The sequence below is a fragment of the Streptomyces sp. SID3343 genome (genome assembly GCF_009865215.1).
Classification (GTDB): domain Bacteria; phylum Actinomycetota; class Actinomycetes; order Streptomycetales; family Streptomycetaceae; genus Embleya.
Map to the genome: position 1 here is coordinate 1 of NZ_WWJX01001033.1, position 9,324 is coordinate 9,324.

The window sequence follows — 9,324 nt, forward strand, 5'->3', positions numbered from 1 at the left end:
AAGATGGGCGCCATGGCGAAGATAAGCAAAGGTGGCAATACTCCCGTTCCGACCGCCGCGCTGCGCGCGGTCCTGACCTGGCGCGCCGCGAGTGCTCCCGACGTGGACGCCTCCGCGCTGCTCCTGGACTCCGACGGCAAGGTCCGCTCGGAGGCGGACTTCGTCTTCTACAACCAGCCGAGCGACACCACCGGCGCGGTACGCCACGAGGGCAAGCGACCGGCCGCCGACGGTACCGTCACCGACACGATCCTGGTCGACCTCGCGGCGCTCCCGGCCGGTGTCGAGCGGGTGGTGATCGGGGCGTCGGCCGACGGTGGGGCGTTCGGGCAGGTGCCGGGACTCGCGTTGCACGTACTGTCCGCGCAGGGCGGTCCGATCGCCGAGTTCGACATCGACGAGGCCTCGACCGAGACGGCGTTCCTGTTCGGCGAGTTCTATCTGCGTGGCGGGGCGTGGAAGTTCCGCGCCGTGGGGCAGGGCTACGCGTCCGGACTGACCGGCCTCGCCACCGACTTCGGCATCGAGGTGGCGCCCGAGAGCACCGCACCCGCCGCACCCACCGGGCCCACCGCGCCGACCCAGCCGACGCAGCACACCGCGCACCCCGCCACCCCGCCGCAGCCGCCCGCCACCCCGCCCCCGCCCGCCGTCAGCCTCAAGAAGCAAAAGCTCGTCGACATGGAGAAGCGGCTCTCCGACGAGGGCCACCCGCAGCTGCTCAACCTCACCAAGCAGGCCGCGATCAGCCTGGAGAAGAACGGGCTCGGCGAACACACCGCGCGCGTCGCACTGTGCCTGGACATCTCGTACTCGATGATGTCGCTGTTCAAGAAGGGCAAGGTGCAGGCGCTCGCCGAGCGGGTGCTCTCGCTCGGTCTGCGTTTCGACGACAACGCGTCCGTCGACGTGTTCCTGTTCGGCGCGCGGGGTCACGCCGCCGGGGAGCTCGGGCTCGGCCAGTACCACGGCTGGGCCGAGCGGATCCGCAAGACGCCGGGGCTGGAGGGTTCGACCGACTACGCCGGCGCGATGCGCCTGCTGCGCGAGCACTACTTCGGCTTCAGCGGTCCCCGCCACCAACCGCTCGCGAACGACCTGCCGGTCTACGTCATGTTCATCACGGACGGCCAGACCACGTCGCGCGACGCGACCCGCGAGCAGATCACGCATTCGAGCTTCGAGCCCATTTTCTGGCAGTTCATGGGCCTCGGCCGCCCGGGCGGCTTCTCGTTCCTGGAGGAGCTCGACGACCTGAGCGGCCGCTACGTCGACAACGCCGACTTCTTCTCGATCCAGGACCCGGCCGACGTGCCCGACAGCCGGCTCTACGACCTGATGACGAACGAATACCCGGGCTGGCTGGCCCGAGCCAAGGCCCGAGGCCTACTGACCTGACGCCGGCCAGGCCGACCACGCCAGCCACGCCGGCGGCCAAGCCACCCGACCCACCCCGTCAGCCCGTCAGCCCGTCCAACCCGACCCAGCCCACCCAAGCCCCCCGGAAACGATCTTGAACTCAACGGGCGGAAATCGGCGGCTCCACCTCCTCGACTCCAAGATCGTTTCTGCGGATCCGGGTCCGGGTCCGGGTCCGCGTCCGGAACCGGCTCCGGGCCCCGACCTCCCCCGGTCCCCGGACCAGGCGGGCCGGAGCCGCCGACAGGACGTGCAGTGCGGCTTCCATCGGGCCCCTGCGCAGGGTGTGGCGCCAGATCCAGCACAGCAGCAGGGCGGTTATCCAAAAGCCGGCCAGGCGCTCCCACGAGTGGCCGACCTGGAGCCACCTGTCGAGCACGATCAGATGCGCCGTGTAGACGGTGAGCGCCATCGCGCCGACCGAGATCAGCGGATCGAGCACGATCCGGCCGATCCACGCGCGGCACCCGAGCAACGCGAGGCCGAGCAGCGCGAGCGCGACGCCGGTGGCTCCGACGATTTCGAACGGGGTGCCGGTGTGGCTCTCGGCCACGGTGAGCCAAGCCGGATCGGAGACCGGTACCGAGCCGACCCGCGCGTGGATCGCGTCGTGGACACCCTGCGGGCCCGCCTCACGCGCGATCCGTGTGCCGCTGCCCAGCACGTTGACCACGACCCAGGATCCGCCGTAGCCGAGCACGGCGAGTCCGGAACCGATCCCGACCATCGCGCGCTGCACGCGCGGATCGGTCAGTCGGCACCGCCCGACGGCCATGCCCGCCAGTACGAACGGCAGCCACGTGAGCGCGGGATAGCTGCCGGTCAGGAACAGCGTCTCGAACAGGTCGCCCGGGCCGGCGTGGTCGTCGAACCCGGGGGCGCCGAAGGCCACGTCGCCCACGCCCATGCTCTTGCGCAGCATGTACGACAGCACCGGTCCCGCCACGGCCCACCCCGCCGCGACGATCACGAGCGTGCGCGTGCGCAGCCACAGGGCCGGCCACGCGAGGAGGAAGTACAGGCCGTAGAAGGCGATGATCACCAACACGCCGGTGTCCAGGTCGCCCAGCCACAGCCCCAGCGGTACCAGCAGCGCCGCGCGAATCACCACCCGCGTGACCACGGCCGCCTGTGCCCGCCCCAGGCCGCGCAATCGCTCGCGCCCGGACATCAGCACGAGCGAGACGCCCGCGAGGAACGCGAACAGCGCCGAAGCGCGCCCGGAGGCGGCATGGAGAATCGTGTTCACGCCGCCGGCTTCGGGATCGGGACCGACGTGCGACGCGAACATGCCCAGGACGGCGAGGGCCCGAGCCAGGTCCACTCCGACGATGCGAGCCCGCTCGGCGGCCGTCGCGCGGGTCATCGGACCACGCGCGCGCAAGCGCCCCGAAACGTGTTCCGACCGATCCGCCGAACCACCCGCCGGGTGCCACCGCGAACCCCACGTGACAGCACGCGTCGAGCCTCTCGCCGAATCCTGCGCCGAACCACGCGTCGCCCCACGGATCGCACCACCCATCGAACCAGCCTAGGAGCACATCCGTGCCTTGACAGCAGGTCCACCACGGTGGTGAAGGTTGCGCCGTACCACCGATCCGACCACGGGCGAGAGGCACGACTCACGTGAGCGACGTTCCCGAAGTCATCCTGAACAACGACGTCCGCATCCCGCAGTTGGGGTTCGGGGTGTGGCAGGTCCCGAACGAGGGCGCGGCGGCGGCCGTGACGAGCGCTCTGGAGAGCGGCTACCGGCTCGTCGACACGGCGGGGGCGTACGGAAACGAGGAGGGCGTGGGGGCCGCGATCGCCGCGTCCGGGATCGCCCGGGACGAGTTGTTCGTGACCACCAAACTGTGGAACCGCGAACAGGGCCACGATCGCGCGCTGCGCGCGTTCGACGCGAGCCTGGAGCGGCTCGGGCTCGACCACGTGGACCTCTACCTGATCCATTGGCCGGTGCCCAAGGCCGACAAGTACGTCGAGACCTGGCGCGCGCTGGGGAAGCTGTACGCCGAGGGGCGGGTGCGCGCGATCGGCGTGTCCAACTTCCGGCCGGCGCATCTGACCCGGCTGATCGAGGAAACGGGCCTGGTGCCGGCGCTGAACCAGATCGAACTGCATCCACACCTGCCCCAGCTCGCGTCGCGCGCCTTCCACGCGGAGCACGCGATCGTCACCGAGGCGTGGAGCCCGCTCGCGCAGGGCGGCGAGTTGCTGCGCGACGCGACGGTGGTGACCATCGCCGACCGGCTGGAGCGTACGCCGGCGCAGGTGGTGCTGCGGTGGCACATCCAGCTCGGCAACGTGGTGATCCCGAAGTCGGTGACGCCGGCGCGGATCGCGCAGAACATCGAGGTGTTCGACTTCGTGCTCGACGAGGACGATCTGGCGGCGCTCGCGACGCTGGAGACGGGCGAGCGCACCGGGCCCGACCCGGACACGTTCAACCTCGGCCACGACGGCTGAGCCGGAACCTCCCGAGGGCTCGCTCACCCCTCCGGCGGCGCCACGGATCGGGCGCAGCCCTCCACCGGCGCCGCGAATCGGGCGCTTCCGTCCACCGGCGCCACGGATCCGGCGTTTCCCTCTGCGGGGGCAACGGTCCGACCGTCCCTCTCCACCGGGGCAACGGTGTGCGCGCTCCCCTCCGGCGGCGCGGCGGGTTGTGCGCCGCGCCGTCGGACCACGAGCGTGCCGAGGGCGAGCAGTACGCAGCCGACGAACACGCTCACCACCACCGGCGTGGACAGCCCGTTGCGCACCGACGCCCCGGCCGCGCACTGGACGAGCGTCATCGGCAGCATGCCCAGCGCGGTGCCGATCACGAAGTGTCCGGTCCTGATCCCGGTGGCGGCGGCGCCGTAGCTGACCACCGAGGACGGGATCACCGGAATCATCCGCAGGATGGTGATCGGCACCAGGCCGTTGCGGGTGAGTCTGCGATCGAGCACGGCGAGCGCTTCACGCTTGTGCAGCCAGCCGCTTATCCTTTCGCGGCCCAGACTGCGCCCGATGTACAGGCTCGCCAACGCGCCCAGGGTGGCCCCTATGAGGGTGACCACGGTGCCACCGATCGCGCCGAACAAGGCGCCGGCGACCGGGGCGAACAGCGACTTGGGCACCAGGACCACGACCCCGACCGCGCACACGAGCACGAAGAGGGTGACCGAGACCGGCATCGGCCAGTGAGTCCAGGCCCCGTGATCGAGAAAGTCCCGAAGCGCGTCGAGGCCGCTCCGCACGGTGTCCAACCTGCGTCCGCCCCTCGTGTGTTGCTCGTTCGACCCATCGCCGTCCCGCCTCGACCGAGCCGAGGCACCGGACCTGCGGAATCGCGCCGCCCCCCGACGCGCATTCGGCCCATTGTACGGAGCCGCCGGGACCGCCCGTGTGGACCCGCGACCCCGATGACAACCGAAGCCGGCCGTGCGTCGGTGGCGAACGCGGCGTCGAACCACTCGAACCAGGGCATGTCGCCCGGCGATGTCGCCGTCACCCCGAGGCATGTCGCCCTGCGATGTCGCCGTCACCTCAAAGCATGTCGCCCTGCGGTGTCGCCATCGTCGCGGTCGACGCAGATCCGTCGTCGCCGACGCTGGAGGTTGCGGGGGTAAACGTGTTAGAAAACCTACTGACCACTAGGTTTTTAACGGAGGACCCATGAGCCAGACCACCGCACGCTCGCGCTTCCGGGCCGCGACCTGCCCGTACGAGGACCCGTCGCTGTCGATCGGGGAGCGGGTGGAGGACCTGCTCGGCCGGATGACGGTCGAGGAGAAGGCCGGTCTGATGTTCCAGACCATCGCGCTCATGGGCCCCGAGGGCGCGCTGCGCGACGACCCGGACGCCCAGCCGTTCAACTTCACCACGCGACAGATGATCTCCGACAAGGGGATGAACCACTTCAACCTCCTCGGCGGCGGTCGGCCCGAGCACATCGCGGCGTGGCACAACCGCATCCAGGAACTCGCGCTGGAGACCCGCCTGGGCATCCCGGTATCGCTGTCGACCGACCCCCGGCACCACTTCACCGACAACCCGGGCACCGCCGCGTACGCCGAGGGCTTCTCGCAGTACCCCGAGACGCTCGGCCTGGCCGCGATCGGCGACGAGGAACTCGTCCGCGAGTTCGCCGACCTGATGCGTCGCGAGTACCTCGCGGTCGGCATCCGGGTCGCGCTGCACCCGCAGATCGACCTCGCGACCGAGCCGCGCTGGTCGCGGATCAACGGTACGTTCGGCGAGGACGCCGAACTCACCGGCAAGATGGTCGCCGCCTACATCCGAGGCGCGCAGGGCGAGACGCTCAACACCGAGTCCGTCGCGTGCATGACCAAGCACTTTCCCGGTGGCGGCCCGCAACTGGACGGTGAGGACCCGCACTTCGCCTACGGCCGCGAGCAGGTCTATCCGGGCGGCAACTTCGACTACCACCTGGAGCCGTTCAAGAAGGCACTCGCCGCCGGGACGTCGCAGATGATGCCGTACTACGGCATGCCGATCGAGACCGAGATGGAGGAGGTCGCGTTCGGGTTCAACAAGGGCGTCATCACCGGCCTGCTGCGCGAGCGGCTGGGCTTCGACGGCATCGTGTGCACCGACTGGGGCCTGATCTCCGACGCGAACATCATGGGTCAGACCATGCCCGCCCGGGCGTGGGGCGTCGAGGACCTGTCGGTCCCGGACCGCGTGCTGCGGGTGATCGAGGCGGGCTGCGACCAGTTCGGCGGCGAGGACATCCCGGAGCAGGTCGTCGCGCTCGTCGAGGCCGGCCGGCTGTCGGTCGAGCGGTTGGACACGTCGGTGCGCCGGCTGCTGCGCGAGAAGTTCGTGCTCGGCCTGTTCGACCACCCGTTCGTGGACGTCGACGCCACCGCCGCAATCGTGGGCACGGAGGCCGGTCTCGCGCTGGGTCGCGCCGCGCAGAGCAAGTCGGTCACGCTGCTCAAGAACGAGTCGGTCCTGCCGCTTGCCGAGGGCACTCGCGTGTACGTCCGGGGCGTCGACGCCGAGATCGCCGCCGGGTACGGCACCGTGGTCGCCACCCCGGCCGAGGCGGACGTGGCGATCGTGCGGATCAAGACGCCGTTCGAGCCGCGCGAAGGTGGTTTCGAACAGTTCTTCCACTCGGGTTCGCTGGAGTTCACCGAGGCCGAACTGACCCCGATCCTGGACCTGTGCGCGACGGTCCCCACCGTCGTGGACATCTACCTGGAACGCCCGGCGGTCGTCCCGGAGATCGCCGAGAAGTCGGCCGCGCTCGTCGCGAACTACGGCTGTGCGGACGCGCCCCTGCTGGACGCGCTCTTCGGTCGCGTCCAGCCGGTGGGCAGGCTGCCGTTCGAACTGCCGCGCTCGATGGCCGACGTACGGGGGCAGCGCTCGGACGTCCCGCGCGACGGCAAGGACCCGGTGTTCCCGTACGGGCACGGGCTGAAGTACTGAGGTAAGCGACAACGCCAACGCACGACCGTCGCCATGCCCACGAGACCCACCCGACACCACGCCGCCGGGTGGGTCTCGCACGCCCGAGCGCATCCCGCACGCCGCTCGGGCCGACCGGACGGGCCGACCGGACGGGCCGACTGCTCGGGCCGACCGCTGGGGTCGACCGCTCGGGCCGACCGGACGGACTCACGGGACGGACTCACGGGACGGGCCGACCGGACGGGACCGCAAGCGCTCGTGGCAGAGCGTCAGTGCTCGTGCCCGCCCGCCGGCTCCGGCGCGGGCTGCGTCTTCGTGGGCTCCGACCCCGCCGGGGCCCCCGGCGCCGCCGCGCCGTCCGCCGTGACGCGGAACTGCGCGGCGTGCACGACACCGTCCCGCTTGAACTCGAAGAACAACCGATACTCCCCGCCGGTGGGCGCCTCCGCCCGGAAGGCCACCCGATCGCCGGCGCCGTCCTCGGGGTGCACGTGCAGGTACGCGAGGTCGCCCTCGCGCAGCGCGACAAGGTGGCCGCGGGCGCCCAGGTAGGGCTCGACGCCGTCGACCGGGACGCCGTCGCGGCTGATCGCGAAGGACAATGCCGTGCTCGCGCCCGCGGCCAAAGACCCACCGAGCTCGACCGTGTAGCCGTCCACCTGCGCCGTCCGGGTCGCTGCGAGCGGCGGGGCCGGCGTCTGGCTTCCCGAAACGGGCAGGTCGCTCGCGAGGGTGAATCCGGCGGCGGCTCCGACCGGCCTGAAGTCGGCGAAGACCTTGTACGAGCCCGCCTCGGCGGCGGTGAACGGTGCCGACCACACGCCCTCGGCGTCGCGTACCGGATGCAGGTGTTGATAGCCCGCCAGGTCGCGGCGGACCACGATCAGGTGCAGTTCCTTCTCGTGCTGTTCGGTGTATCCGCGTAGCGGCGCGCCGTCGGTGCCCACGATCCGAAAACGCAGTTGCGTGGCCTCGCCGGCCCGGGCCGACTCGGTGAGCAGTCGCAGCGCCCAGCCGCCTTGGACGGCCTGCAGGCCCGGTGGCAGGTCCGCACCGGCCGGAGTGCCCGGGGCGGCCGGCGCGTTCGTGACACCCGACTTCGCGGTCGGGTCGGCGCCGTGGGAGGTGTGGCCGCTCGGCTTGTCGTCGTCGAACGGGCCGACCGCGTAACCGACTCCGGTCGCGGCTCCGAAGGCGACGGCGAGCGATCCGACGTATACGGCGATACGCGTGGGCGTGTTCATGGCGGTGACCCCTGTGTCTGTGGACAACCGAGCGGCGGCGGTCGACTGTGCGGTGCTCTGTGCTCTTGCCGTGAAACTATACCCCCCTAGGGTATAACTGCAAGCCCGAGAACTCCCGCCGAAGCTCCCCCAAGGGGTGTCTCTCAGGGTGTATCGCGACCTACGAAACAGCCGCCCCGACCGCCCCGGCGGACCCACCCGCCCGCCCACCGACCGCCCGCGAATCGCCCACCGACCGAGCGCCGCACACCGCACACCGAGCACCGAGCACCGCGCACGCCGACCGACCCCAGATCGCACCACCCCACGAGGCGCGGCCCGCGAAACCGATGGGCCCGCGACGCGACCGCGGAGGCGGGCTGGGCCGAGCGAAACGTCCTGGCCTGCGGGGCGTACGCAAGCACGCCACGAGGGCGCGCGCGGGTCCGTCTCACGTCGCGCCGACTCGCGAAACGTCCGCCCCCGAACACGACCGACACGTGCCGGTTCACCGTTGGGACCCACGCGTGCTTAGGGTGCTGCCATGGGTAGCGAGCGGCCGGAGGGCGTAGCCCTCTCCTTGCGTGCGACGGAACGGGCATTGCGCGCGTACCGGGTCCGCGCGGGGGTCGTGACCGGCGCCGGAGTCGCGGCGGCGGGAACGTGGTTCGCGATCCTGCACGCGTCCGGCTACGCGAAGGACGGCGCCTGGGCAGGATGGGCCGCACTGCTGCTCGGCCTGGGGATCGTCGCGCTCGTGGTGGGCGTCGGTGCGCTCGTCCTCGCACACCGGATGCGCCGCACGTTGACGCTCCACCCGTGGGTGACGTGCCGGTGCCGCTTCCGCGATCCGGCCGACGGCGACGGTGCGTGGGGGCCGCCGCTCGTGATCCAGGACCCGATCACCGACGGAACGCAGTACGCGCTGACCGTCGTGTCGATGTCGCATCGCTGGTGGCACCTGGACAAGTGCGACGGCGGCGACGTGTGGTTCGCGGGCGACCCGGCAAAGGGCGGCGTGGTCTCCCCGCCGGGCGGCGAACTCCTGCTGTGGACCCGGCCGAGCCGACTCGGCCGGCTGCGCCGCCTCGCGCGCCGCACCAACCCGGCCGGCGCATAGCGCGCAGCCTGCCCGGCGGTCGACCCACCCGAAACCTCAAGCAGACGACCCGCCCGGCACCCACCGAACCGCACCCGCGCGCCACCCACTCACCATCAACACCACCGACGCCACCGACGCCACCGACGCCAC

7 protein-coding genes are annotated in these 9,324 nt (G+C 71.2%); 4 read left to right on the forward strand and 3 right to left on the reverse strand.

The genetic code is table 11. The features are described 5' to 3' along the window. A partial coding sequence (locus tag GT354_RS32220; protein WP_272923928.1) for a VWA domain-containing protein occupies nucleotides 1-1,398 on the forward strand: 1,398 nt, incomplete at its 5' end. A 121-nt stretch (nucleotides 1,399-1,519) separates the two neighbouring features. Here the strand turns inward: GT354_RS32220 and GT354_RS32225 are convergent. Further along, on the reverse strand, nucleotides 1,520-2,785 hold the full coding sequence (locus GT354_RS32225; RefSeq protein ID WP_161359919.1) for a DUF418 domain-containing protein: 1,266 nt from the start codon (nucleotides 2,783-2,785) through the stop codon (nucleotides 1,520-1,522). A gap of 260 nt (nucleotides 2,786-3,045) precedes the next feature. Here GT354_RS32225 and GT354_RS32230 point away from each other — a divergent pair, with 260 nt between their 5' ends. Continuing rightward, a complete protein-coding gene (locus tag GT354_RS32230) occupies nucleotides 3,046-3,888 on the forward strand; it encodes an aldo/keto reductase (RefSeq protein WP_161359920.1) in 843 nt (280 codons plus the stop codon). A 23-nt stretch (nucleotides 3,889-3,911) separates the two neighbouring features. Here GT354_RS32230 and GT354_RS32235 read toward each other — a convergent pair whose 3' ends face one another. Further along, nucleotides 3,912-4,664, reverse strand: a complete 753-nt coding sequence (locus GT354_RS32235; protein WP_346012276.1) for a TVP38/TMEM64 family protein — start codon at nucleotides 4,662-4,664, stop codon at nucleotides 3,912-3,914. Nucleotides 4,665-5,082: 418 nt separating this feature from the next. On the opposite strand from GT354_RS32235, the gene GT354_RS32240 reads away from it, so the two are divergent. After that, nucleotides 5,083-6,867 carry a glycoside hydrolase family 3 N-terminal domain-containing protein gene (locus tag GT354_RS32240; protein ID WP_161359922.1) on the forward strand — a complete coding sequence of 595 codons (1,785 nt, stop codon included), beginning with the start codon at nucleotides 5,083-5,085 and terminating at the stop codon, nucleotides 6,865-6,867. A gap of 251 nt (nucleotides 6,868-7,118) precedes the next feature. Here the strand turns inward: GT354_RS32240 and GT354_RS32245 are convergent, their stop codons facing one another. After that, nucleotides 7,119-8,093, reverse strand: coding sequence for a hypothetical protein (locus GT354_RS32245; RefSeq protein WP_161359923.1), 975 nt, complete (start codon nucleotides 8,091-8,093; stop codon nucleotides 7,119-7,121). 523 nt (nucleotides 8,094-8,616) lie between these two features. On the opposite strand from GT354_RS32245, the gene GT354_RS32250 reads away from it, so the two are divergent. After that, nucleotides 8,617-9,192, forward strand: a complete 576-nt coding sequence (locus tag GT354_RS32250; protein WP_161359924.1) for a hypothetical protein — start codon at nucleotides 8,617-8,619, stop codon at nucleotides 9,190-9,192. Nucleotides 9,193-9,324: the final 132 nt, after the last annotated feature.